Below are 24,104 nucleotides of genomic sequence, written 5' to 3'. Positions count from 1 at the left end.
CCTTATTTACTCCTTGCAAATAGTAGTTTGCCTACAAAAATTCCAATTAAAGCAGCTAGAAATGCAGTGGATATCGGTAAATCTGTGTAAAATGGATAATTACCAGATTGCCATGCCACAACAATACCTGCAATAAAAATTACTACAAATGATCCAAGAGTGAAATGAGTATCGCTGACACCAAGTTTAATCTGAGAACCGATAACTAAACCCAATATCAATCCAAATATTATAGGTCCTAAACTTAACATCATTCACTCTCCTCCACAATCTTCTTAAATCCTGCAAATGCAATAACAATTGAGGATAATCCTACAAATACTTTCAAACCAACGAATATATTGAGGTATGGAATTATACCTGCATTAGTAACATCAGGATAGTGGAAAACATTTTGAATAGCTGCAGGAACGATATTTAACACATCAGTACCTACATTATAAAGGTAGAATCCACCAACGAATAAACCGATTAATCCGAAAATGACAAAACCTAATGCACCAACAGATTCAAGAACTTCAATATATGTATGAGACAATTCCAGTGGAGAATTACCTAAACCATAAACAAGTATAGACAATATAATTCCACTAGCTATCATTGCACCACCTTGGAAACCTCCACCCGGAGTTATATGTCCTCCAAGAATGGTCATTATCCCTAAACAAATCAATATGATTGAAATTGGTAAAGATATAAGTTTTAAAATCATGCTGCCTTGACTCATCGTTTATCCCCCAATAATCCTCTACCAAATATAAGCAATACCACCAAACCGGCAGTTAACAATATAATTGATTCTCCTAATGTATCATATGCCCTGAAATCAAAAATTACGACAGTAACCATGTTCGGAGCAATCTGAGTTCCTAATGCATTATATATATTACTTACGCCAGGATTAATTATACTGCTTATGTGGAATACGGCATCTGCCAAAGTAATTGAAAACAATGCAGTCAATATTGCTGCAAGCAAATTACGAACTGTAGCTTTAGACAAGATTACCACCCCAGTACAAGAATACACCAAGTATCGCCAGCGTTACAATTGCATAAAACAACATTTTCTCTAATGAATCATCCTGTTCTATTTTAAATTTAGGAATAAGTGGAATACTAGAAATCAACACAATTGTCAATATCAATGTTACCAAACCTGCAAGTAAAACACTTACATGTCTTAATAATATTGCAGATAGAACCAATGAAACTATTAAGAAAATTTCCGCAGTAACTATACCTGAAACATCCGCATTAGTTACAGGACCTGGTGAAAACAATTTCTTGAATTGTTTTACAATATCAAAAATTTGATCATATAGTTTCATAATATCCCTCCTACAAAGTTAGAAATTCCATTTGTTACAACATCAGGATATACACCGAATGCAATAACAATAATCAATAAAATTCCCATTGCAAAAATCATCGCACGTGGAACTTCCTTATGTTCAACATCCAAATCATTAGGTTTTGGTTTTAAAAACATTGAGTAATATGTTTTTACGAATACTACAAATGTAGCAATACTTACCACAATAGCCAAAATGGATATTTCCGGATATCCACAACTTAAAGAAGCTTGAACAAGCATTAATTTAGATTGGAAACCGCTTAATGGAGGAACACCTGCCATTGCTAGCCCACCAATTAAAAGCATAATACTTACTTTTGGATGGTAAGCTAAAAGTCCACCCAGTTTTCTTGTATCGACTTCATTAGTTGCATTGACTATAGCGCCAAATCCAATGAATAATAATGCAGTAATAGTAATTTCATTCAAAGCCTGGAAAAGACCTGCAGTTATTGAATATTGAGTACCAAGACCAATACCCAGACCAATGAAACCTAATTCTCCAACAGCTAAAAATCCAATCATTCTTCTGAAGTCTGTTTGAGTAAGTGCGAGTGAAACACCTAAAATCATAGCCAAGATAGAGAAGAAGACTATGAGGACTTCAAATATAGGAAGTGTTGAATAGATTCTAAACATGACCAATACGATTGAAATCATGGAAATGACAGTGAATGACTGAAGCAATGCTGCACCATGAGGTTCTGCTTTTGAATAAATTCCAGACTTGATGGTATGGAACGGCGGTAAACCAGAAGCATATAACCAACCGAAGAATATTAATGCGAGTGACATCAAGAATACTGGAGAAGTAACATCAACCAAACCATTGTGAACAGCAGCAGCGATATCGGTAATATTTACGCTACCAGTCATTGCCAATAGGAATCCAATTCCCAGAAGCATCATTGGAGATCCGATTGAACCTAAAATCATGTATTTTAAGGCCATTTCATTACTATAACTAATTGATGAAGCTGCAACTATACCTACTTGTGCAAGAGCCAATATTTCAAAGAACACAAACATGTGGAAAATATCATCAGTCAATAACATTGCAGTCACTGCAGCAGTACCTAAGAACAACAAGAACAGATAAGGTCCGGAAACTTCTTTATATTTAGTTAAATAAATGAAAATAACTAAGAATGTTAAAAGACCAACCATCGCAATAAATATCTGTTGCAAGAATGTGAATGAATAGGTAATTGCCGGATGGAACATCACATTTGTGACATTGTCCAACATAGGTTCATATCCACCAAAGTAATGAAGACCATAGTTAGAAGCAATTGGTATAATCGGAAGACAAATTGCAACAACAAAAGCGAAAATCTTTGTTACTGTGTTGAACCTTGAAAATGCACTAATAAGCAATGCTGCCATCAATGGAACGATAACCATAAGTGGAATTAATTCATTCATTGTATTCCTCCTGTTTTGATGTATCTGCCAGCATTACTTTAGTAGATAAAGTGCCATATTTTTTATATAAAACCATTACTAACGCAAGCATTACTGCCAATGTACTTGCACCAATTACAATACTGGTAAGCACTAAACCGAAAGGCAATGGATAAGCAGCATTAGATGCAAACCATGAAGTATCCATTCCAGGCATTAAAATAGGTACAACACCACCTGCTTTATAACCAATGGCAACAATAAATAAGTTAGCGCCCTCTTCTATAAAACTAATACCAATAATCTTTTTTATAATATTGTCAATGAATATTGCAGAATAAAGTCCAATAATGACTAATGCAACAGACGTAATCAATATTATAAGTTGTACTTGCGCCATCAGCTATCCTCCCTTTGAGTTTTCTTAACAGCCAAAGCAATGAATACAGGAATAATTGCTGCACCAACAATAGCTTGTGTCAAAGCAACATCAGGAGCCAATAAAATTTGGAACAATACGGCCATAGCTCCCCCACAAAATCCTGTTAAGATTGCTGCTTTCAATAAATCTTTTTGAATAAGAGCAAGAATTGCACTTAAAATCATTACAATACCCAATACTAATTCCAACATCTTACTCACCCTCATCAATTTCCAATGTAGTTACTGAAAATCTTTCATCAGCCTTAAGTTTTTCTGAATTTTCACTTTCTAAAGCTTGCATTTTTTCTTTAGGATGTAAAAATGGATGATTTTCATCTACATCTTCAACAATATTCTGTAATTCTGAATTATTTTCTCTATCTTCTCTTTTCCAATAAGCGTTAGCTATTGCATGTGCTGTGAAAGGTGCTAAGATAAAGTAAATTCCAGCAAGTAAAAACTGGCCTAAACCAATCATAGCAATTATACATGCAATATCAAACAAACCTACAATGTGGATTCTTGCATAAACTTTATTCTTGGTATCTTTACCCAGACTTAAGATTCCTATTGCAGAAATTATAATTAAAATAGCTGATATGATAAGAAGGGCTGACTGAATATACTCTATCATTTATCATCCCCTCCCAAAACAACAGCAAAAGCAACAGTACCTACGAAACCAAAGAATATTAATGCTAATGAGATATCCCTAAAAAAATTAAGGTCATAAATACTACCACCAACAAGCAATGCCATTGCAAAAGCAACAACAACTACAGAACTTCCTAAAAGTCCCATTGATGTAGATTTATAAGCACTTGCTCTTAAAGCGGCAAACATCATTATAATTAATGCAATAACCACAAGATATTTTGCTATAAGTAATATTTCCATACTATCTCACTCGATTTCATTAATAAAAAGAAAATATTTATTCCAACATTTTCTTTATATATGGTTCAAAAGGAATAATATCCTCTTTACTTCTTGGAGAAATAGCAGCTACTTTGATAATGTTATTTTCACTGTCCAAATCAACAGACAAAGTACCAGGAGTCAAAGATATACTATTAGCCAATATTGTTTGAGAAACAGGTCTTTCCAAGACAGTTTCAATATCGACAACAATAGGATCAATGTTTCTCCTTAAAACTGAATTAAAAGCAACGTCGATTGTTGCTTTAATCACTTCATAAATAAGAACTACGAAATAAGCAATTCCATAGCCGATTCTAGTCAAAAACATTAAACAAGCTCCATTTCATTATTATGATTAAAAGTCAAAAAAATTGACTTAAATAACATTAATATTTATCATGATTATTTATTATAAATGTATGCTTTTTTAAAAAAACAGATTGAAATCTGTATTAATTATATCAATAGTTATAAAAAAAATAGATAAACGAATATAATCTTTTTAAAGAAAATATACCCCTACCCAAAATTTAAAACAACAAATAATTGAACAACAATATTTCACGGCAATAATTATATAATATTAAAAATAAATTTAGTCATACCTAAATAATGGTGTGAATATGGAATTGGTAGAAAAACTGGAACCTATAATAATATTTTCAGCAGTGATTATAGGATTAATATTTTCCAACATACAAATTATTGCAGACAACACAAGTAGTCTAATCAACATATTTTTATGCTTAATGCTTTTCGGATTGTTTTTGGAAGTACCATTGTCCGAATTGAAAAACAGTTTCAAAAATGTTAAGTTTACGTCAACCAGCCTGATAATCAATTTCATATGGACTCCTCTATTCGGATATTTCCTCGGATCACTGTTTTTGAAAGGAAACGTTGACATATTAATCGGATTTTTCATGCTCATTTTAACACCCTGCACAGACTGGTACTTGGTATTTACAAAAATGGCTAAAGGAGACCTGCCGTTAAGCCTGTCAATACTGCCAATTAATCTGGTGCTTCAGATTGTTTTGCTTCCAGCATATCTGATATTGTTTTTTTCAAGCGGAAATTCCATGGATTATACACAACTTATGTATTCACTCATTATAGTTATTGTAATTCCATTCACAGCAGCACAGATTGTTAAATTCATATTAAACAATGAATTAAACGAAAAGGCAGCGAATTTATTCAGTTCACTTCAAATTTGGTTTCTATCACTTGCTGTGTTTTGCATATTTGCATCACAGGGAGAACTGCTATTTGAAAATCTGGATTCAGTATTGACAATATTTGTTCCACTGATCCTGTTTTTCATTGCAAATGCAATAATCGACTTGCTTGTGTCTGAAAAAATTAACTTTAACTATTCGGAATACGCAAGCTTAACAATGACAACATTGGCTCGAAATTCCCCATTGGCACTAGCAATTGCAATTAACTCATTTCCAGGACATGAACTGATATCAATTGCATTGGTCATCGGCCCTTTAATCGAACTGCCAGTACTTTATATCGTGTCAAAATTCTGCCTGTGGATTAAGGATTCAGGACTGTTTTTTGTTTGTAGATTCTAAAACATTGAAATATACTGTTCAAATAATTTAAACAAAATAGGCAAGCGATACATAATTGCAAAAATAACCAATATAAAAATTGAAATCAAACCAAAACGTTTATAAACCTTTTTCGAAGATAATGGAGCAAAAATCTTAATTCCTGCAGGTGTAAAAGAATCCAAGACAATGTGAGAAAATACCCCCAAAAATAATGCCAGCACTATTTCAATATAATTAAAATCCACATCTTTTATAAAAAATAAACTTAAAAAGAACACCGGCAAAAATACGAGCAATAATTTTTTATTTAAAAATAAAAAACTTAAAAGAGCTATCAAAACAGCAATAATCAGATAAGAATTATCCAAAATAGTAAATCCCAATACCAATTCATAACTCCAGATTATTATCAGCGAAACAGCAGAAGTCAACACCAAAGCCCCAAATATTGAATGTGTAAAACTTCTGTGTTCCGAAAAATAGAATGTTATCCCCAAGAATACAATAATCAATCCTACGAAATAAGGTAATTTAAGGATATAAAGTGAAATGAACACTATCAATCCTAAAATAATCAACTTATAAACACGATCTTTTTTAAACTTATGATCAAAATCCGGAATATTTACACCGATAAATGTTAAAGCAATTAACAGAGGATTGTGAAAAAACATCAATGCGAGCAAAAGTGCAAATACTGAGTGTCCTTTATAAGAAGATATTGAAATCACCTTATATTAATCATTCTTAAATATATTAAAAATAACTTTTCCGAGAGCATGTGAAAAGTAATCGAAGTCATAGCATACAATAATTTATCAAAAATAATGAAATTTTCAAAAATCTTAAATTTTAGAATGATATAATAATAGGGAATGTAATAAATATACATTACATAACCTAATTGGTTATACAAACTATTTAAAAAAAAAGGTGAAAAAATGAGAAAAGGTTTAATTGTATTAATTGCATTAATTGCAATTTGTATTACAATTGGTGCTGCAAGCGCAGCAGACTGGAGCTTCAATATTGGAAGTGACACCAACTCAGATGGTGGATCAGTACAAATTAACAACAACGAATTGAAAATACAAGATGAAAAATTTACCATCCCTGACGGATACAAAGAAAACGAATCTGCAAGAGATGTAGGTGCTGATGGCAAAGGTAACTTTGAGGGTGCAAAAGTATCTGTCTGTGAACTTAAAAAAGGAAATGAAACAATATTAATTAAAGTTTTCTTCGCAGATGGTGGAATACATAATATTACAGCACCAACAAATTCAGAAAATAAAACCATAGGAGGACACGATGGATTTTTAATAACCGATGATGGCTTATTTACTTTTGATTATGGTGTAAACGAAAAAGTAGTTGAAATCGTCGCTTCTAATGAATCTGCTATCGAATCTGTTCTAAAATAAATTCATTTGATTGAGCTCCCACAACCAACGGGAGTTGAATCAACCTTTTTTAAAAAAAAATACCCAAATTTAAATCCCAAAGTATGATAAAAAACTTTTCATCTGAAGATAAGACCTCTCAACACTACCCTCACCGACACTAGCAAAAGGAGACAGAACCTCACCAGTTATGGCAGGAATGCCCCTTACATTGCATACATCTTCAACAGCCCCCATATAAGATTCACCAGCGCAGTCCAGTGCAATGATTCTACTGTCAATATCCCTTGCAATATAATTTGCAATCAAAAAGCTTTCTGCAGTTGGAGATTTAGTTGAAAATATTGATTCAAACCCTGGATTTGAATTGAAAGCGGTAGAGTGAAAATCCCCTACAAAACTAATGCCCAACTCTTCAATCTTTTGAATTATGAGATTGCTTAGTGAATTTTTAACATGAGATGCCCTATTTAAATCCAAAGTATTAAATAATCTTTTATTTTCCATTGTCGCCTTTGGAGCAGCAAAAGGAATGAAAAAAACAGTACCATTTATTTTTTTATCAACCAATTCATTTAAAAGTCGAATGTTTGCAATTTGTGAAGGCAATTCATTCCCATGTATTCCAGATAGAATCAAAAGCTTATTTTCACCATGCCCCAACTTAAATATAGGTGTTCCAAAAACAGATTTTTCTAAAATAAACTTATTTAACTCATTTAATTCAATTTGATTGAACACATGTGTATTTCTTGAAATATAACCTCCAGATAAATTTGAAATATAGCTCATTTCCAAATTATCTACACATTCCACTTTTTCAAAATCCATAATAATATTATACATAAACGCTCTTATTTATAAATTAGGGATTAAAGTGAAAAAGTATATTAAAAAATTAATAAGGCTCATAAATTATGAACGGGATGCAGAAATTGACCTGATGACACATGAAATCAGTTCAATGTCAGGACAAAAAAGGGAAGAACTGGGAAGAGCCATCAACAAGGTTAAAGGAAAACGCATGGGCAAAGAATTAGGTCTAGAAATTGTTCAATTTGGAAGGTCAGACATAATAGATACCGAAATCAGCGTTGGAGACATGGTGCTGATTAGTACAGATAACCCGTTAAGAAGTGATTTGACTGGAACAGTTACTGAAAAAGGAGCCAGATTCATCAAGGTTGCCTTTGATAAAAGAATTCCAAAATGGGCGCTGAAAAAGAAGGTGAGAATAGATCTATATGCAAATGACATCACATTTAGAAGAATGGAAGACAACCTAAAGCATTTAAGTTTAAAGGGAAAAAACGCATTGGAGTACATGCTAACTGACAGAAACCCTAAAAAAGATAGAAAAACCCCTTATATTGATTATATTGATAAAAACTTAAATCATTCACAAAAAATAGCAATAGAACATGGTTTATCATGTGAAAATTTCTTTTTAATTCATGGGCCGTTCGGAACAGGGAAAACCAGAACATTAGTTGAGTTGATATCACAGGAAACCCGGCAGAATCATAAGGTGCTTGCAACCGCTGAAAGTAATGCGGCAATAGACAACATCCTAGAGCGCCTGATGGCAAATAAAAAATTGAATCTGACCAGATTAGGCCATCCGCAAAGGGTTTCAAAAAACAATATCACATATTCTTTAGCGTATAAGGTTGAAAAGCATAAGTTGAATAAGAAAATCAAAAAAATTTACAAAAAAATTGAAAGATTAATCGAAAAAAGAAAGTCCTATACCAAACCGACACCGCAATTCAGACGTGGCTTTGGAGATTACGACATATTATACAATGCATCAAAAGGAAAAGGTGGAAGGGGAATAAGCGCTGAAAAAATGCAGTCCATGGCACAATGGATTGAATATAATCAGGAAATTGATGAACTGCATGCAGACATCAAAAGAATTGAAAATAAAATGATTCGAAATATCGTTGAAGAAAGTGATGTCATCCTCGCAACAAACTCTTCAGCTGCACTTGAATCCATTGCAAAAACCAAATTTGATGTTGCAATTATTGATGAAGCTTCACAGGCAACCATACCAAGCGTTCTAATCCCAATTGCAAAGGCGCATAGATTCATACTTGCAGGAGACCACAAGCAACTCCCCCCAACAATTATAAGTACAAAAGCGGGAGAACTTGAAAATACATTATTTGAAGCCTTAATCAGAAAGTATCCCCATAAATCACAATTATTAAATGTTCAGTACAGAATGAATAAGCTTTTAATGAAGTTTCCGAACTCCGAGTTTTACAACAACAGTTTGAAGAGTGATACAAGCGTGGATTCAATCAATATAAAAGACATCATTGGTTCCAATTATAATGAAGAGGCACTTCTTTTTATGGACACTTCACAAATTGAAAAAAATCATGAAAATCACCTGAAGGATTCCAAATCAATAATAAATAAGGCAGAAGCTGAAATTGCTGTTAGCGTTGCTCAGGATTACATGACTGCAGGAGTTAAGGAGGAGGATATAGGAATCATTAGCCCCTATGCAGATCAGGTAAAGATTATCCAGGAAAATACTCCTGTTGAAGTAAAAACCGTTGACGGATTCCAGGGACGGGAAAAGGAAATCATCATCATTTCAACAGTAAGAAGCAATGAACACGGAAACATCGGATTTTTAAATGATTTAAGACGTTTGAACGTTGCAATTACAAGAGCGAAAAGAAAATTAATAATAATTGGAAATAAGGATACCTTAAAAAACAATCCGACATACTCCCGACTGATTGAATTTGTCGAGAGTGAAAATTTACTGATTAAAGTTTAGGTATGCCTAAACTTTATATACTATGAAATACAATTTAATATTAGCGAGTAATATATGAACTCGAAACTCTTAATTGAGGTTTTGATTTTTCAAAATGTCCATATAACTTTCAACCTCAATTATGCCCTCAATTAAGAGTTTTCTTCTGTCAAAACTATTTAAAAACCTATTACCAATAGAATAATGAAATAACTAATTTTAAATTAAATATAAAAAGATTAAAAAATGATAGGTCATCATTCATTTAAATTTTTTCAATTTTTTTATTAATTTTAAATACTATTAACACTATAAGTATATAATGATTATTCATTTTTATTGAAATTAATATGGTGATTTTATGACTGATAAAGTACTTTTAGCATTCAGTGGAGGATTAGATACCTCCGTTTGTGTTAAATTATTAGAAGAAAAATACAATGTAGAAGTTATTACCGCATGTGTAGACGTAGGTCAAGGCGAAGAAGAAATGGAAAAAGCAAAAGAAAGTGCAGCTAAAATTGGAGGATTAAAACACTACAATATAGATGCTAAAGAAGAATTCGCCAACGATTACATTGCACGTGGAATCAAAGCAAATGCAGAATACGAAGGATATCCATTAAGTACTGCTTTTGCAAGACCATTAATTGCCCAAAAACTTGTAGAAGTAGCTGAAAAAGAAGGAGCAACTGCAATTGCACATGGTTGTACCGGAAAAGGAAACGACCAATTCAGATTCGAAGCAATAATTCTTGCAATGTCCGATTTGGACATCATTGCACCAATAAGAGAAATGAATCTAACAAGAACTGAAGAAAAGGCATATGCAGAATCCAAAGGAATCGAATTAAGCTACGATAAGATTTACAGTATTGATGAAAACCTCTGGGGAAGAGCAATCGAAGGGGACGTCCTAGAAGACCCTGCAAACGAACCTCCTGAAGACATCTACGAATGGACTGCTTCATGGGAAGATGCCAAAGACGAACCGGAAAAAGTATCTATCGAATTTGAAGAAGGTGTTCCTGTAGCCATCAACGGTGAAATGATGCCTTTACTCGACATTATCAAAAAATCAAATGAAATTGCAGGAGCTCACGGAATCGGTAGAGTAGACATCATTGAAAACAGAATGATTGGTATTAAAAGTAGGGAAATATACGAAACCCCTGGTGCAAAATTATTAATTGCTGCTCACCAAGCATTGGAAGAATTGGTTTTCACAACTTCAGAGTTAAGATTTGCCGAATATGTATCCGGACTCTATGCTGAACTTGTCTACAGGGCACTCTGGCAAGAACCTCTAAGAGACGACCTTGATCAAGCAATCGACAAGATGCAAGAAAGAGTAAGTGGAGAAGTTGTAATGAAACTGTTCAAAGGTTCAATACAACCGATTTCCAGAAAATCTCCATTCAGTATACACAGCATAGAACAAATTACCTTTGAAGACAAGGAAACCGACCAAAAAGATGTCGAAGGTATGATTAGATACCACGGCCTTCAAGCAGCAAATTATCAAAAATTAAACAGATAGCTTTAATAGCTATCATTTTACTTCTTTTTTTGTAATCCCTTCTAAAAAAATATTGAAAAAAAAGAATTAGAAAGGAAGACTTGAATATCTACTATGAAAACTATACGAATTTGTATTCCAATTCTTTATTTTTCCGAAAGAATTAATATTATCCGATGCATCAGCACAAATCCAGGTATTACCAACTAAAACTTGAGCCCAAACGTGACCGATATATCCACTTTTAAAATGGCAGGTCCCATGAACATATCTTGATTTTAAATTTGCAGTCCTATACATGGCAACCAACAAATGTGCAAGGTCAACACAGTTTCCTTTTTTAACTGCTAATGTGCCTACGGCACCATATTTGGTATTATAATAACCACTATATTCCACATTATCCCTTACATAATTAAATATGGATTTTGCTTTATCCAAATCACTAGTCAAACCACGTGTTAATGAATTTACTATCGATTTTATCCTTGAATTACCAACTTGACAGTGATAAGAGGACTTAAGGTATTGACTTAAATAACGTACAGTATTTTTCTCATTAACTCCACCAATAAGCTTTGTGAGTTTAACATTAATCGATTTTGAAGTGGAACTTTTAAGATAATAGTTACTTCCACCAAATTTAACCGAAACTTTATATTTTCCAATTGCAGCATCAGTTTTAAATTTAGCATAACCCCTTGAAGACGTGGTTGCTGCATATGTTTCAGAATCTATAGTTAACTTAATTTTTTGGCCAGAAATAGCTTTACCTTTCAAATCGGTTAATAAAACTTTAAAAGATTGTGAATAATCTTTATATGAACTTCCACATTTCCAAGTAAGTTTAGATTCACTTCTTTTAATAACTTTTATTATAGAAGAACCAGAACTTCCATTTAATTTGGAATCACCCTTTGTTCCATAATCAATAACATATTTGCCAATTTTTAGGTTAATAGGTATTGATACAATTCCCTTAATATCAGTGCTTTTCTTGTAAGTTTTAGAACCGATTTTGATTGTAACTGATTTTTTAGCTATTGGAACATTTCCCGCAGTACAGGATAACTTAAATAAAGTACCTGCACCATAACCAAAAGTTTTTGTACTTTTAACTTTCAATGCAGTATTGGCAGTACTTAGTATAGCAACAAAATTTTTAGCTTTTGATGCTTTGAAATATTTTGCTCCATCATATCTGTACTTGACAGTGTAAAGGCCATTTTTAAGAGATGGCAATTTAAGGGATACAATACCCTGATTATTCGTTTTCTTATAAAAGGTTTTTTCATTAATTTTAATATTAATAACTTTTCCGGAAATCAGATAATCATCCAAACTAGTCACTAATTTGACTTTAATAACTTTACTATCCTTTGGAAGGAGTTTGTAATAATTAGTAATTAATTTGGTGGATACTATATTATAGACTTTAATCTTATACACTTTTGAATATCCATCCTTATTGTAACAGATAATTTTATAGGTTCCCTTATTAAGTTTTTTCAATGCCAAACTTGCCTGACCTTTAGAATTTGTTTTAACCTTATATGTTTTGCCATCAAGTTTGAATTTTATAACTTGATTGGATAATGCCTTCCCATTGCTCTTAAAAAATTTTGCTTTGAATTTTCTATTGTCCCCTGCAATTTTTTTAATACTTTTGGAACTAATAGTTGATAAAATCTTAAAAGTGGTAGTCAAATTATATCCAGTAATCAAATCTGTTGAAACAACCTTATAAGTTCCTGGTTTTAAGTTAATAGGCATACTTGCAACACCTTTACCATTAGTTTTTCTGGTATATGATTTTCCATTGACCGTTATGACAACCTCAGCATTTGATAAAGCATTACCTTGACTGTCAAAAAATGTTGCACTATAGGGTGTATCGCCATTATAATATTTTGATATGTTTTTTGCTTTAATTGTAGGTAACACATTAAATTTAGTGGTCAAATTGCAAGATTCATATGAGTCATCACCTGAAAAATATGCATTAGCAGTATATTTTCCAGGTTTTAATTTTAAATTGACACTAGCTATGCCTTCATCATCTGTTGTAACAGTATAATTAACTTCATTTATGACAAAATTAATGCTTTTATTTGATAAAGACTCATTTGTATTAGAATCTTTTAGTGTTATACAACAAGGTGCGGTGTAATATATGCTGGCTGACGCTTCTGTAAATTCCGTTTGATTTTTAAAGGATTCTTCAAAAATAGCACCACTATGATTGGCTGAAAACGTATTTAAATCATTTTCATGAATTTTATTTTCAATATTAGATTCACTAGAACTTGATGTAATATCAGACATGTTTAAATCGTTTGCATAAATTGCATTAATTGAAAATATAAAGAATAATGTTAAAAATATGAAAATTGAGATTTTCTTATTCAATTAGTTTAACCTCCCTAGATGATTATTTAAGTATCTATTTTAGATGTTAATATACTTTTTTTAAAGACATTCCTTCATACAAAAGAATAATATGCATCAACAATATACACAATATCATGTCTAAAATCAAACAATTGCAAGAAATTATTGACTTATCGGAAAATATAGTGTTTTTCGGAGGAGCAGGTGTTTCTACAGAAAGCGGAATACCTGATTTCAGGTCAGAAAGCGGCATTTTTAAAAGCCTTGAAAAATATGGAGACACACCAGAAAATTTAGTTTCACATACCTATTATATGGATCATACAGAGGAATTCTTTAATTATTATAAGGACAATCTCATCTTCAAAGATGCAAATCCGAATCCTGCACATTTAAAACTATCAGAATTGGAGAAAAAAGGCAAATTAAAGGCAGTCATTACCCAAAACATTGATGGGCTTCATCAAAAAGCAGGAAGCAAAAATGTTTTAGAATTGCATGGAAGTATCGAAAGAAATTACTGTCAAATTTGCGGAAAAGAATATGGATTAAATCATATTTTAGAAAGTGAAGGAATTCCAAGATGCGAATGTGGTGGAATTGTTAAACCAGATGTCGTATTATATGAAGAACCCTTAAACAATGCGGTTTTAAGTTTTGCAATCGATTACATACAAAATGCAGAAACATTAATCATTGGCGGAACATCACTTGTCGTATACCCCGCAGCAGGATTGATTAATTATTTTAATGGAAAAAATTTAGTTTTGATTAATAAAAGCGAAACACCATACGATAACCTTGCAACATTAGTTATCAACGATGCGATTGGTGAAACTTTTTCCCAAATCAAAATCTAAAGGCTCGAGAATTAATTCAATACCGCTTAACTGATTATCACACCTATAAACAAGAATTTCAACACCTTCAGCATATGCTTCGTTTAATGTCTGACTAAATATAGGATCATTTTCCCAGTTCGGTCTGAAAAATTCACCTGCAGGATGTTGAATCAAGAAAAACACACAACAGCGATTTCCTTCTTTTTTAAGTTTAATTAATTCCTTAAGGTGTTTTGCACCCCTTTCAGTTGGAGCGTCCGGAAATCTCGCTTCACCATCAATGATTAGAGTAACCCCTTTCACTTCTACAAAGCAGGAATCACCATTTGAATTTTCCAAGTATATATCTATCCTTGAATTGTCTACACTTTTTTCTCTTTGATGATGATTATAACCTAAAAGTTCCTTTATTTTACCTTCAACAACAGCATCATACACAATACTGTTAGCTTGCTGTGAGTAAAGTGATACCAACACACCCTTATTTTCTACAAAATGAAGTGAGAATTTTGTTTTTCTGTTTGGATTATCAGACGGCTTAAGCCAAACTATAGCATTTTTAACTAGAAGTTCCTTACATCTGCCAGTATTTGGGACATGAGCAATTTCCAAATTGCCATCAACCTCAACTTCTGCTATGAATCTATTTGGCCTTGCTTTAAAAATTCCCTTAACATAATCCATTTTTTATCACACTGCCTATGTATGAAACCAAATCAGTAGCTGAAAATCCATTACCTTTAATATTATACGCTTCATCACCTGCAAGACCATTGATAAATGTTGCCAAACTGGCCGAGTCAAAAGAAGATAATCCCTGAGATAATAAACTGGCAGAAATACCCGCCAAAGCATCACCAGTTCCACCAACAGTCATTCCAGCATTACCACTTTTATTGATTTTAAACTTGTTGCCAGACAATATCAAGTCATATTTTCCCTTAACAACAACAGTTCCTTTAATTTGCCGGATAATCTTTTGGAATTCGGCAATATTCTCATCAACTTTAGAAAAGTCATATGAATCAATATCCAATTTTAAATCATTCTCAACTTTAAAAAATGATTTGAACTCAAAAATATGAGGTGTTAAAATTATATCTTCACGATTTTTAATTAATGACAATTCAACCTGTTTTAACGCATCAGCATCTAAAACAATCGGTTTTTTAATTTTTGTAACCAAAATATTGAATAACTTTGAAGTATCCTCATCAATACCTGCACCCGGACCAATTAAAACCGAATCTACATTATCAACAAGAGATAAAATCTCATCAGAGTGTTTTAAAGATAATTTATCACCTTCCAATGATTTCACAATCAAATCTGGAGAGGTTGATTTAATGGCTTCAGCAGCATTTTGAGGGGAAGCAACATAAACCAAATCGGCTCCAGCCCCAATTGCAGCCATTCCTGCAATAGCCGGAGCACCGGAATAATCTTTACTTCCACCAATTACAAGCAAACGACCATTATTACCTTTATGAGATGATGAATCACGATTTTTTAGCCTTAAAAAATCACCATAATTAACGAAATATTCTGCTTCGAACGGAATTCCAATATCTGCAGTTACAAGACCCCCAACAAGTTCTTCATCGGCATCCCTTACACCAGTTTTAATTTTATGAAAACTTATTGTATAATCCGGAACCACTGCCAAATCATTTATTTCACCAGTTAAAGGATCCATTCCAGAAGGCACATCAACACTTATTGTAATTCCATTGGATTCATTAATAATTTCAATTGCCCTTTTGATATTTGTTTGCAATTTTCCATGGATTCCAGTTCCTAAAAGTCCATCCACAATAACGAATTCCGAATCTTTGCTTTGAGCTACTTCGCATGAATTGATATCTTCAAGAGTTTTTAAATTATAAATGTTTAAACGTGACAAACGAGGTTTCATATTTTCTAAAATTTCCAGATTAGTTTTTGCATCATCAGAACGAATATTTTCTTTCAGCATATAAATATCAACATCATACCCTCTGTTTAATAAGTAACGTGCTGCAACAAATCCATCACCACCATTTCCACCAGAACCTGTGAAAATAACAACTTTTACAGGCTTGGCAAAAGTATAAACTGCAATTTTACCAACCTCTTCAGCAAGAGATTTTCCCGCAGATTCCATCAAGCATAACCTTGATAATCCCAAATATTCACAATTATAGTCTGTAACCATCATATCAATCGGATGCAAATAATCACCTTAAATTAAATATAAGTATCGGATATAAATATAATTATCTTAAATATAAGGAAAAAGCATATGAGAAAAATCACACGAAAAATTTTGACAAAATTGCCTACACGATATGCCGCTACAGGCGTGGCATTAATAGCACTATTATTCGCCTATGGAATTATCGGTTCATACATCATATTGGGTCTGGGTCCAATTGATTCCATCTATTATGCGGTCATTACAATGACAACTGTAGGATATGGAGATTACATACCAGATACAGGTATTGAAAAACTATTTGCAACAACATTGGCATTAGGTGGAGTAGTATTACTCGCATATGTATTTAACGTTATCTTAACAAATTTTCAGGAAAAAGTGGGGAAATATTCGAAGGGAGTTCGAAAAATGAATGCAATTGATAAAATGGATGAATACTACATCCTTTGTGGATATGGTAGAGTTGGAAAAGTAGTTCTTGAAGAACTTATACAAAGAAATCAGAATGTAATCCTAATTGAAAAAAACGAAGAGAATAGTGCCAATATTGAAGAAAGTAATTCTGTTGTCGTCATTAATGAAGATGCAACTGAAAATAATTTAATTGCAAAATTAGCTGGCGAAAAATGCCAAAGTGTAATTATCAGTATTGGAAATGATGTGACAAATTTATTTATTGTTTTAACAGTCAGAGAAACCAATCCTGATGCATGGATTGTATCAAGATGCAGTAAACTTGAAAATAAATCCCGACTTAAAAGAGCAGGAGCAAACAAAATTGTTTCACCAGAAATAGTTGGTGGAAAAGACCTATATTATCAATCAGCAAAACCACATAGTTTAAGGTTAACAGTCAGACACACATCAGATGAAATCTATGACGAATTTGAAGTCATAAGCAAACACAACTGCACTCTAGAAAACATTGATTACCACATTCCAGGAATTGAAACACCACTCAGACGCAGAATTATAACAAAAGACCTGCAAGACGGTAAAAATTTTAGAGATTACTTAAAAAGCCATCCTGATGCTAAAAAATCTTTAGATAACCTCTACACGATGGTCAATAACCTTCATTCACATGTTATTTCAGGTCCGGACAATACAGCATTAGAATTATTGATAAAAGACCTGGAAAAAAAAGAAGAAATTATTGGAAAAAATTTATCCGACAAAGAAATTGCCAAAATAACAAAAAAAGAATTAGAGAAATAATACCTATAATCTTTTACAGCAATTTTACTTACATTTTAGATATAATAGTCAAAGCTGATAGACCACTTATACTTAAAAAAAAAGAACCAATAAGAATAGAACAATAACAAATTCAATTTGAAATCAAACATTATTGCCATCAATCAAAAGAATTAAAATAAAAAAAAGAAAAGAGAGTTAATCTCTCTAGAATAAGTCTTGTAAGTGAATTTGGTAAGGACCTAAGTTTCCACCGTAGTTACCAGCACCGATTTCGATAACACCAGGAACTTGACAAGCAGCTTCAATACCTGCTTTCATAGCAGCTTTAACTGATTCTTCGTCTACACCATCAATAACGATTTCCATGTTTCCGAATACGTTTTCTGGTAATTCAGTATCTACTTGATCTTTTAAGGTTACACATTCTTTTTCGTTGGTAGATGCACTCATGAAAGAGTATTTGGAACCAGTTTTAGAACCAGAAGCAACCATACCTCCGGAGAAAGGAGTAATTACACCTGCAACTGCGTGAATAGCATCAACAGCAGCTTCAGCAGCAACGATTGAAGCCATTTGACTATCAGCCATAATGAAGAAGTTTCCACCAGCTACTCCATCTTTCCATCCCATTTCATCTTCTACTAAGAATTCACCAGACATGATAGGAATAACGTGCATTTCCGTCACCGAAGAATTTGAGTTGTTTTCCTGTTGGGAAGGATTCTTCACTTTCAAGAGCGTTGAATGCTGCTGCAGTAGGAGCAGTTAAAACACATTGTCCGATTCTGTCCATAATTTGTCCGCCTAAAGATTTTTTAGACATGTGACAAATCATAATTGCATAACCAGGTCTTCCATCCGGAGATTCAGTTGGAGGAACATATTGGTCGATACCTGCTTCTGCAGGACATCCTATAACTGAAGTAGCAAATCCAGTAGCTTCAGTAGCTGCAATTTTAGCTAAATGTTTAGTAGCTGCAGTAATAATTAATCTAGATACTTTAATTCCGAAACCTTCAGCAAAGGTATCTTGTATATTTACGCCATTAATTTCCATTTTTTCACCATTAAGTTCGTTGAAAATTAGATTAAAAAAAATAATTTAAAAAAAATTATAAATTAAACTAATTTCCTACAACATTTAAAGATATATTTTATTATTAAAATAAAGTTTTCTATTTGAAAATTACATTCCAATTAAACAAAAAAAGTGTGAAAATATATGAATTATTTATCAATATCGTCCGTTTCCTCATTTATTGATTCTTCAATTTCACCAGATGATGATGCTGACACCTTATCTAATACTGATGAACCATAATAAGGCAATATTACCAAACCGATAATTGTAGCCATCCAAAAGGAAATTAACCTTTCAACAACAGTTGCTGCAGCACTTACTGAAGATGAAATACCTGCAGCAGAGTAGAAAATAATCATCACCCCATCAATAGCTCCCAAACCACCTGGAAGAAGTGGAATCATACCTACCAATGATGCGACAATGAATACTTCACCAATAGTAATAAGACTTACATTGGCTCCAAATGACATGAATACCAAATAAACCCTGATAATTTCAAAAATCCAAATTACAAAAGACAATGGGATAGTATAATACATGACCTTTCTATTTGAAATCAATAATTTCATTGTGTCCTGGAATCCTAAAATTGCATCATGTATCTTTTGCTCCAATTCTTCAGAATTTTTCTTATAAAATCTTCTAACAAGACCAATAATCCATCCATCAACTCTTTGACCAAAACCAGGATTAATACACATGTAAATGATGACCATCAAAACAATAACAATTGCAATAACTGCCAAAACCATTACAACAAGCAACCATGTATCAAAATTAAAATACAATGCCATTGCGGCAATTGTAATGGCTGCCAATACAACAAATGGAAATGTATCCAACGCCCTATCGGCCACAACAGTTGCAAATGTCTCTTCAAACTGATAGTCCTTACGTTTAGCAAGAACATATGCCCTTACAGGCTCTCCACCACCACGTCCAGACGGAGTAATGTTATTTACTGCAAGACCAACAAGCACCATCGGAAGCAATTCTTTAATTGAAACATCCTTATCAGTGAGCTTATTAAGAATTTGCCAACGCAAAGTATATAGAAAATAAGTAAAAACCTGAGTTAGAATAGCTAACGCTATGATAAGTGGATTTGCCATTTTTAAAGCATCGATAACTTGGTCAATACCAACAAACCACAACATTACGAGTAAAATAGCTACACTAAATATCAATAAAAATATAGTTTTGCGGTCCATAAATTTTACCTACTTATTATTATAATTATAATTTTTTTCTTACTTATAAATTTATATAGATATTTATTCAAAGTAATACAATAATGAGGTATATAACTAAAAGTGATTTGTTAATTGTTGCAAGGGATTCAGGGTATCTTATGATAGGAATCGGAATAATGTGCCTTGTTCCGTTAATATTCGATTTAATATACTTTGAATTTGATGTCATTAGCTTTGTAATACCTGCAGCGATTTCTATTGCTTTAGGAGTTGCTTTTAAAAAATATTTTGAAAATTCTACACCTAAAAAAATGCGGCTCAAACATGGAATGATGATTTCATCCTTTGCATGGTTGTGGGCAAGTATTATCGGAGGGATTGTCTTTACATTATCTACAAACATACCGATTGTTGATGGTGTTTTTGAAAGCATGTCCGCATTAACCGGTACCGGAATAACCATGTTTGAAGATGTCGAAATATTACCTCATAGTATCTTATTTTTTAGAGCTCTCGAACAATGGATTGGAGGTTTGGGAGTTGTTGTTATGGTGATTGGTGTTTTGACAAAACCAGGATCCGTTTCATCAAAACTTTACCAATCAGAAGCTCGTGATGAAAGGATTAAACCAAGTATTAAAACCACACTGCAAAAAACATTGGAAATCTATGCAATTTATACCGTTTTTGGAGTGATATTATACGTTTTAGCCGGAATGCCTCTTTTTGATTCAATCTGCAATTCATTCCATATAATTTCAACCGGCGGAATGAGCATAAAAAATGCCAATATGGGCTACTATCAAAATGATATAATATACCTTATTTCAATTGTTTTAATGATTTTAGGAGCTACCAGCTTTTTAGTGCATTATAAGGTTATTAAAACAAGAGGAAAATCATTAATTCATGACTTGCAATTCAAAGTAATAATTGGAGTAATAGCATTTGTTACTGTAATACTTTACTTTATCTCAAACATCGTGCCGATAGATTTGTTATTTACAGTTGTTTCAGCAATTACAACCACCGGTGCAAGTGTTGCAATGCCTGCTGAAATGGCAGGTTGGCCACCGTTTGTCATAATCTGTTTAATGTGTTTGATGCTGACTGGGGGATCAAACGGATCCACTGTAGGTGCAATAAAACTTGTGAGAATGATTACATTTTTCAAGGGAATATACAGGCACATCAGAGAAATTTTATCCCCTGAAGGCCGTGTTGTTGCGGTTAAATTAAATGGTCACAAAATTCCTGAAAAGGCAATATCACAAGCGGGAAATTACATTACTTTATACCTGATGTTTATAATGTTTACATGGGCTTTGTTCTGTCTATATGGCTATGACCCATTTAAAAGCTTATTTGCAGCAATGTCCCTTCAAGGTAACAACGGTTTGGACCTTGGAATAGTCAACCACACATTAAATCCAATAATAAAAATTGTGAGCATGTTCGACATGTGGACCGGAAGGTTGGAAATATATCCAGTATTAATTACATTAAGAGCATTTTTTGAAATTTTCAAAAGATAATATTTATAATGTCCTAAAATAAATATTGATTATCAAAATATAATTGAGGCGATTTTAATGTATGTAATCATTATGGGTGGAGGTCGTGTTGGACTTGCACTTGCGAATTTATTAATTGAAGATGGATATGACATTACATTAATTGAAAGTGACGAGTCATTATGTAGCGAAGTTGCAGCAGAGCTTGATGCATTGGTTATTTGTGGAAATGGAACCAGTTCCAAGTTGCTTGAAGAAAGTAATATTGAGGATGCTGATTTCTTTATTGCTACAACCGGAAATGATGAAGCAAACTTACTTTCATGTATTCTCGTTAGAAAATATGATGTTCCAAATATAATCGCACGTGTAAGTAATCCTGATCACGAAGAAGCATTTAAGGAAGTTGGAATAGACCAAGTAATCAGTCCAGAGATTACAGCAGCAGGATATCTTCAAAAAATCGTTACAAGACCAAATGTTGCTGAATTAATCACACTTGGGGAAGGAGATGCTGAAATCCTTGATATGACAATAACTAACGATAAAATAATAGGAAAACGTTTTAAAGACATTTCCCCAACAAAAGAATACATTATTATTGCTACGTACCAACACGGAAAATTAGTTATTCCACAGCCGGACAATACCATTAGCCGTGGAGAGAAAGTTTCCGTTCTTGTTAAAAGAGGAAACTTTAAAAAAGTTTCTAAAAAATTAGAGAAGTAGAGAATAAGACATTTTAATATGTTCTTTTCCATTATTTTCTACAATAGGGCCATGGCCGGGATAGATATTTTTAATATCTAACCTTGTCAATTTTTCAACGCTATTTTTCATATCATCATAGTTTCCTCCAATATCCATTCTACCGACTCCACCACCAGCAAAGATAGTGTCGCCTGATATTAAGTTTTCACCATCCCATAAACAGATTCCGCCGGCAGTGTGACCAGGGGTATGAATGACTGTAAAATTTGCAATTTCATCACCATCTTCAAGCTCAATATCCACTTTCGAATTGCCCTCATGAGAAAAGGCAGACATTGATGTGCCTAAAGAATCTTCATTTTTCATTGAAATTGCATCCGCTTTATGAACTGCAATTTTAGCATTTGGAAACAGATAATTTCCACCAATATGGTCAAAGTGACAGTGAGTATTGATAATTAATTCAATATTCTCCGGTTCAACACCATTTTCACGAAGTTTAGAGAACAGATAATCTTTATTATCTCCCGCACCAGTATCCACTAAAGTATTGCCATTAATCAAATAACAATTAGAATCATAATTAAAACCTAAAATAAAAATAATATCATTAGAACTCATGAAGAATAATATTGACAATAAAGTAATTAAAATTTTTGAAAAAAAAGTTTTGTAGAAAAATGGGGTCACAGGGATTTGAACCCCGATCCTGGGATTTCTCTTGCCTCAGTACTCCAATTGATCATCACAACGGATACTGTTCAGTTACGCGTATATTTCTTCAAAGACAACTGGAGTCCCAGATGATGCCAGGTTACACCATAACCCCACATATAACATACAATAATAGATATATTTTAATTATATATAAACATTACCATTTAACTAAAATTTCATTTGTTTATCAATTCCAGCTATTTCATCAATTTCAAAGCCTTTTTCAAGAGCATAATCTTTTTCTACTTTATAATTTCCATTACGAGTACGAGGAGTATTTTTAGGTTCTAAAAACAACCATTTAGTGTATTTAAATCTAACTCCAATATAAGCCTTCGCACCAAATATTTTTGAAAATTCACAAAGTGCTTCAATTTGAGGAGCATCGATATAAACTTTATCTTTAGTAGTCGTTTTAACCTCAATTGCCAAATATAATTTACCGTTTCCAGCTACAACATCAGGTAATGGATTTTTAGTTGCACCTCCAGATGCTGGAGCCCTCATAGCTGCAAAATTCCTTTCCCAAAGTTTATGTACCAAATCCCTTTCTTCGGCTGAACCTTTTTTAGCCATATTAACACCTTATACTCAATAATTTGTAAAAACAACATATATAAACTAAATGAGAGAGCATCTGAAAAGTAATGAAAAAATCTTAAAAAAAAAGTTTTTATAAAATGGGGCCGGAGCCGAGATTCGAACCCGAGTCCCGGGATCCACAGTCCCGGAGGATGACCACCTACCCTACCCCGGCATGAGTACAAATAAAAAAATATGTTAAAGTGCGGGAGCAGGGATTTGAACCCTGGTAGACCTGCGTCAACAGGTCCTAAGCCTGTCCCCTTTGGCCTCTCGGGCACCCCCGCTTATAAAAAAGAA

26 protein-coding genes, 3 tRNA genes and 1 pseudogene are annotated in these 24,104 nt (G+C 33.0%); 8 read left to right on the top strand and 22 right to left on the bottom strand.

Annotated features, from left to right (window positions below; genetic code table 11):
* Positions 1-2 precede the first annotated feature (2 nt).
* From QZN45_RS05290 to QZN45_RS05245, 10 genes are read right to left on the bottom strand one after another with little or no spacing between them, the layout of a single operon-like run.
* A complete protein-coding gene (locus QZN45_RS05290; RefSeq protein WP_292882601.1) occupies positions 3-254 on the bottom strand; it encodes an energy-converting hydrogenase B subunit J in 252 nt (83 codons plus the stop codon).
* Positions 251-727 carry an MnhB domain-containing protein gene (locus QZN45_RS05285; RefSeq protein WP_292609778.1) on the bottom strand — a complete coding sequence of 159 codons (477 nt, stop codon included), beginning with the start codon at positions 725-727 and terminating at the stop codon, positions 251-253. The genes QZN45_RS05290 and QZN45_RS05285 overlap by 4 nt, the downstream gene beginning before the upstream one ends.
* Complete coding sequence (gene mbhE / locus QZN45_RS05280) at positions 724-1,002, bottom strand: hydrogen gas-evolving membrane-bound hydrogenase subunit E (RefSeq protein WP_292609779.1); 279 nt, start codon at positions 1,000-1,002, stop codon at positions 724-726. The genes QZN45_RS05285 and mbhE overlap by 4 nt, the downstream gene beginning before the upstream one ends.
* Complete coding sequence (locus tag QZN45_RS05275; RefSeq protein ID WP_292609780.1) at positions 995-1,330, bottom strand: hydrogenase; 336 nt, start codon at positions 1,328-1,330, stop codon at positions 995-997. Before QZN45_RS05275 ends, mbhE begins: the two co-directional genes overlap by 8 nt.
* Positions 1,327-2,781 carry an energy conserving hydrogenase EhbF gene (ehbF, locus tag QZN45_RS05270; RefSeq protein WP_292609781.1) on the bottom strand — a complete coding sequence of 485 codons (1,455 nt, stop codon included), beginning with the start codon at positions 2,779-2,781 and terminating at the stop codon, positions 1,327-1,329. The genes QZN45_RS05275 and ehbF overlap by 4 nt, the downstream gene beginning before the upstream one ends.
* A complete protein-coding gene (locus QZN45_RS05265) occupies positions 2,774-3,160 on the bottom strand; it encodes a cation:proton antiporter subunit C (RefSeq protein WP_292609782.1) in 387 nt (128 codons plus the stop codon). Before QZN45_RS05265 ends, ehbF begins: the two co-directional genes overlap by 8 nt.
* Entirely contained in the window at positions 3,160-3,402 is a 243-nt protein-coding gene (locus tag QZN45_RS05260) for a DUF4040 domain-containing protein (RefSeq protein WP_292609783.1), read from the bottom strand. Before QZN45_RS05260 ends, QZN45_RS05265 begins: the two co-directional genes overlap by 1 nt.
* Positions 3,395-3,817, bottom strand: a complete 423-nt coding sequence (locus tag QZN45_RS05255; RefSeq protein ID WP_292882596.1) for a cation:proton antiporter — start codon at positions 3,815-3,817, stop codon at positions 3,395-3,397. Before QZN45_RS05255 ends, QZN45_RS05260 begins: the two co-directional genes overlap by 8 nt.
* Positions 3,814-4,080, bottom strand: coding sequence for a hypothetical protein (locus tag QZN45_RS05250; protein ID WP_292882593.1), 267 nt, complete (start codon positions 4,078-4,080; stop codon positions 3,814-3,816). The genes QZN45_RS05255 and QZN45_RS05250 overlap by 4 nt, the downstream gene beginning before the upstream one ends.
* A gap of 37 nt (positions 4,081-4,117) precedes the next feature.
* A complete protein-coding gene (locus QZN45_RS05245; protein WP_292609786.1) occupies positions 4,118-4,432 on the bottom strand; it encodes a monovalent cation/H+ antiporter subunit E in 315 nt (104 codons plus the stop codon).
* A 295-nt stretch (positions 4,433-4,727) separates the two neighbouring features.
* On the opposite strand from QZN45_RS05245, the gene QZN45_RS05240 reads away from it, so the two are divergent.
* The gene (locus tag QZN45_RS05240) at positions 4,728-5,690 is read left to right on the top strand and encodes an arsenic resistance protein (RefSeq protein WP_296811584.1); all 963 of its coding nucleotides are present in this window, start codon (positions 4,728-4,730) and stop codon (positions 5,688-5,690) included.
* Here the strand turns inward: QZN45_RS05240 and QZN45_RS05235 are convergent.
* A complete protein-coding gene (locus QZN45_RS05235; RefSeq protein WP_296811582.1) occupies positions 5,687-6,403 on the bottom strand; it encodes a metal-dependent hydrolase in 717 nt (238 codons plus the stop codon). The two genes, QZN45_RS05240 and QZN45_RS05235, sit on opposite strands and share 4 nt — an antisense overlap.
* A 210-nt stretch (positions 6,404-6,613) precedes the next feature.
* Here QZN45_RS05235 and QZN45_RS05230 point away from each other — a divergent pair, with 210 nt between their 5' ends.
* Positions 6,614-7,096 carry a hypothetical protein gene (locus QZN45_RS05230; RefSeq protein ID WP_296811579.1) on the top strand — a complete coding sequence of 161 codons (483 nt, stop codon included), beginning with the start codon at positions 6,614-6,616 and terminating at the stop codon, positions 7,094-7,096.
* Between the two features lie 69 nt (positions 7,097-7,165).
* On the opposite strand, the gene QZN45_RS05225 is transcribed toward QZN45_RS05230, so the two are convergent.
* A complete protein-coding gene (locus QZN45_RS05225) occupies positions 7,166-7,921 on the bottom strand; it encodes a succinylglutamate desuccinylase/aspartoacylase family protein (protein ID WP_296801003.1) in 756 nt (251 codons plus the stop codon).
* Positions 7,922-7,952: 31 nt separating this feature from the next.
* Here QZN45_RS05225 and QZN45_RS05220 point away from each other — a divergent pair, with 31 nt between their 5' ends.
* Both QZN45_RS05220 and QZN45_RS05215 read left to right on the top strand, forming a co-directional pair.
* A complete protein-coding gene (locus QZN45_RS05220) occupies positions 7,953-9,875 on the top strand; it encodes an IGHMBP2 family helicase (RefSeq protein ID WP_296811576.1) in 1,923 nt (640 codons plus the stop codon).
* A 340-nt stretch (positions 9,876-10,215) separates the two neighbouring features.
* Complete coding sequence (locus QZN45_RS05215; RefSeq protein WP_296811574.1) at positions 10,216-11,394, top strand: argininosuccinate synthase; 1,179 nt, start codon at positions 10,216-10,218, stop codon at positions 11,392-11,394.
* Positions 11,395-11,460: 66 nt separating this feature from the next.
* On the opposite strand, the gene QZN45_RS05210 is transcribed toward QZN45_RS05215, so the two are convergent.
* On the bottom strand, positions 11,461-13,782 hold the full coding sequence (locus tag QZN45_RS05210) for a transglutaminase domain-containing protein (protein ID WP_296811571.1): 2,322 nt from the start codon (positions 13,780-13,782) through the stop codon (positions 11,461-11,463).
* A 116-nt stretch (positions 13,783-13,898) separates the two neighbouring features.
* Here QZN45_RS05210 and QZN45_RS05205 point away from each other — a divergent pair, with 116 nt between their 5' ends.
* On the top strand, positions 13,899-14,624 hold the full coding sequence (locus QZN45_RS05205) for an NAD-dependent protein deacylase (protein ID WP_296811568.1): 726 nt from the start codon (positions 13,899-13,901) through the stop codon (positions 14,622-14,624).
* Here QZN45_RS05205 and sfsA read toward each other — a convergent pair.
* The gene (gene sfsA, locus QZN45_RS05200; protein WP_296811565.1) at positions 14,574-15,290 is read right to left on the bottom strand and encodes a DNA/RNA nuclease SfsA; all 717 of its coding nucleotides are present in this window, start codon (positions 15,288-15,290) and stop codon (positions 14,574-14,576) included. The genes QZN45_RS05205 and sfsA overlap by 51 nt on opposite strands.
* Entirely contained in the window at positions 15,277-16,818 is a 1,542-nt protein-coding gene (locus QZN45_RS05195; protein WP_296811562.1) for an NAD(P)H-hydrate dehydratase, read from the bottom strand. The genes sfsA and QZN45_RS05195 overlap by 14 nt, the downstream gene beginning before the upstream one ends.
* Positions 16,819-16,887: 69 nt before the next feature.
* On the opposite strand from QZN45_RS05195, the gene QZN45_RS05190 reads away from it, so the two are divergent.
* A complete protein-coding gene (locus tag QZN45_RS05190; RefSeq protein WP_296811559.1) occupies positions 16,888-18,021 on the top strand; it encodes an NAD-binding protein in 1,134 nt (377 codons plus the stop codon).
* Positions 18,022-18,207: 186 nt separating this feature from the next.
* Here QZN45_RS05190 and fhcD read toward each other — a convergent pair.
* A pseudogene (gene fhcD / locus QZN45_RS05185) lies at positions 18,208-19,060 on the bottom strand (formylmethanofuran--tetrahydromethanopterin N-formyltransferase).
* A 170-nt stretch (positions 19,061-19,230) separates the two neighbouring features.
* Entirely contained in the window at positions 19,231-20,298 is a 1,068-nt protein-coding gene (locus QZN45_RS05180) for a UPF0104 family protein (protein ID WP_292609798.1), read from the bottom strand.
* 83 nt (positions 20,299-20,381) lie between these two features.
* Here QZN45_RS05180 and QZN45_RS05175 point away from each other — a divergent pair, with 83 nt between their 5' ends.
* Together QZN45_RS05175 and QZN45_RS05170 are read left to right on the top strand one after the other, a co-directional pair.
* Positions 20,382-21,815: a TrkH family potassium uptake protein gene (locus QZN45_RS05175; RefSeq protein ID WP_292609799.1), complete on the top strand. Its 1,434-nt coding sequence runs from the start codon at positions 20,382-20,384 to the stop codon at positions 21,813-21,815.
* 57 nt (positions 21,816-21,872) lie between these two features.
* Positions 21,873-22,523 (top strand): TrkA family potassium uptake protein, encoded by a 651-nt coding sequence (locus QZN45_RS05170; protein WP_292609800.1) that lies wholly within the window; start codon positions 21,873-21,875, stop codon positions 22,521-22,523.
* Here QZN45_RS05170 and QZN45_RS05165 read toward each other — a convergent pair.
* The 5 genes from QZN45_RS05165 to QZN45_RS05145 form a co-directional block, all read right to left on the bottom strand.
* Positions 22,512-23,126 carry an MBL fold metallo-hydrolase gene (locus QZN45_RS05165; protein WP_296811555.1) on the bottom strand — a complete coding sequence of 205 codons (615 nt, stop codon included), beginning with the start codon at positions 23,124-23,126 and terminating at the stop codon, positions 22,512-22,514. The genes QZN45_RS05170 and QZN45_RS05165 overlap by 12 nt on opposite strands.
* Positions 23,127-23,186: 60 nt before the next feature.
* Positions 23,187-23,334, bottom strand: a tRNA-Trp gene (locus tag QZN45_RS05160).
* A 56-nt stretch (positions 23,335-23,390) separates the two neighbouring features.
* On the bottom strand, positions 23,391-23,798 hold the full coding sequence (gene hjc / locus QZN45_RS05155) for a Holliday junction resolvase Hjc (protein ID WP_292609802.1): 408 nt from the start codon (positions 23,796-23,798) through the stop codon (positions 23,391-23,393).
* A 105-nt stretch (positions 23,799-23,903) separates the two neighbouring features.
* Positions 23,904-23,979, bottom strand: a tRNA-His gene (locus tag QZN45_RS05150).
* A gap of 29 nt (positions 23,980-24,008) precedes the next feature.
* Positions 24,009-24,091, bottom strand: a tRNA-Leu gene (locus tag QZN45_RS05145).
* Between the last annotated feature and the right edge of the window lie 13 nt (positions 24,092-24,104).

Origin of the sequence: uncultured Methanobrevibacter sp., assembly GCF_900314695.1 — an archaeon.
Lineage (GTDB): Archaea > Methanobacteriota > Methanobacteria > Methanobacteriales > Methanobacteriaceae > Methanocatella.
This window is presented reverse-complemented; position numbering and strand designations above follow the sequence as displayed.

Coding starts and splice junctions, on each gene's coding strand:
- QZN45_RS05290 (WP_292882601.1), bottom strand. CDS start 254: ATGATGTTAAGTTTAGGACCTATAATATTTGGATTGATATTGGGTTTA.
- QZN45_RS05285 (WP_292609778.1), bottom strand. CDS start 727: ATGAGTCAAGGCAGCATGATTTTAAAACTTATATCTTTACCAATTTCA.
- QZN45_RS05275 (WP_292609780.1), bottom strand. CDS start 1,330: ATGAAACTATATGATCAAATTTTTGATATTGTAAAACAATTCAAGAAA.
- ehbF (WP_292609781.1), bottom strand. CDS start 2,781: ATGAATGAATTAATTCCACTTATGGTTATCGTTCCATTGATGGCAGCA.
- QZN45_RS05265 (WP_292609782.1), bottom strand. CDS start 3,160: ATGGCGCAAGTACAACTTATAATATTGATTACGTCTGTTGCATTAGTC.
- QZN45_RS05255 (WP_292882596.1), bottom strand. CDS start 3,817: ATGATAGAGTATATTCAGTCAGCCCTTCTTATCATATCAGCTATTTTA.
- QZN45_RS05250 (WP_292882593.1), bottom strand. CDS start 4,080: ATGGAAATATTACTTATAGCAAAATATCTTGTGGTTATTGCATTAATT.
- QZN45_RS05245 (WP_292609786.1), bottom strand. CDS start 4,432: ATGTTTTTGACTAGAATCGGCTATGGAATTGCTTATTTCGTAGTTCTT.
- QZN45_RS05240 (WP_296811584.1), top strand. CDS start 4,728: ATGGAATTGGTAGAAAAACTGGAACCTATAATAATATTTTCAGCAGTG.
- QZN45_RS05230 (WP_296811579.1), top strand. CDS start 6,614: ATGAGAAAAGGTTTAATTGTATTAATTGCATTAATTGCAATTTGTATT.
- QZN45_RS05225 (WP_296801003.1), bottom strand. CDS start 7,921: ATGTATAATATTATTATGGATTTTGAAAAAGTGGAATGTGTAGATAAT.
- QZN45_RS05215 (WP_296811574.1), top strand. CDS start 10,216: ATGACTGATAAAGTACTTTTAGCATTCAGTGGAGGATTAGATACCTCC.
- QZN45_RS05205 (WP_296811568.1), top strand. CDS start 13,899: ATGTCTAAAATCAAACAATTGCAAGAAATTATTGACTTATCGGAAAAT.
- sfsA (WP_296811565.1), bottom strand. CDS start 15,290: ATGGATTATGTTAAGGGAATTTTTAAAGCAAGGCCAAATAGATTCATA.
- QZN45_RS05190 (WP_296811559.1), top strand. CDS start 16,888: ATGAGAAAAATCACACGAAAAATTTTGACAAAATTGCCTACACGATAT.
- QZN45_RS05180 (WP_292609798.1), bottom strand. CDS start 20,298: ATGGACCGCAAAACTATATTTTTATTGATATTTAGTGTAGCTATTTTA.
- QZN45_RS05175 (WP_292609799.1), top strand. CDS start 20,382: ATGAGGTATATAACTAAAAGTGATTTGTTAATTGTTGCAAGGGATTCA.
- QZN45_RS05170 (WP_292609800.1), top strand. CDS start 21,873: ATGTATGTAATCATTATGGGTGGAGGTCGTGTTGGACTTGCACTTGCG.
- QZN45_RS05165 (WP_296811555.1), bottom strand. CDS start 23,126: ATGAGTTCTAATGATATTATTTTTATTTTAGGTTTTAATTATGATTCT.
- hjc (WP_292609802.1), bottom strand. CDS start 23,798: ATGGCTAAAAAAGGTTCAGCCGAAGAAAGGGATTTGGTACATAAACTT.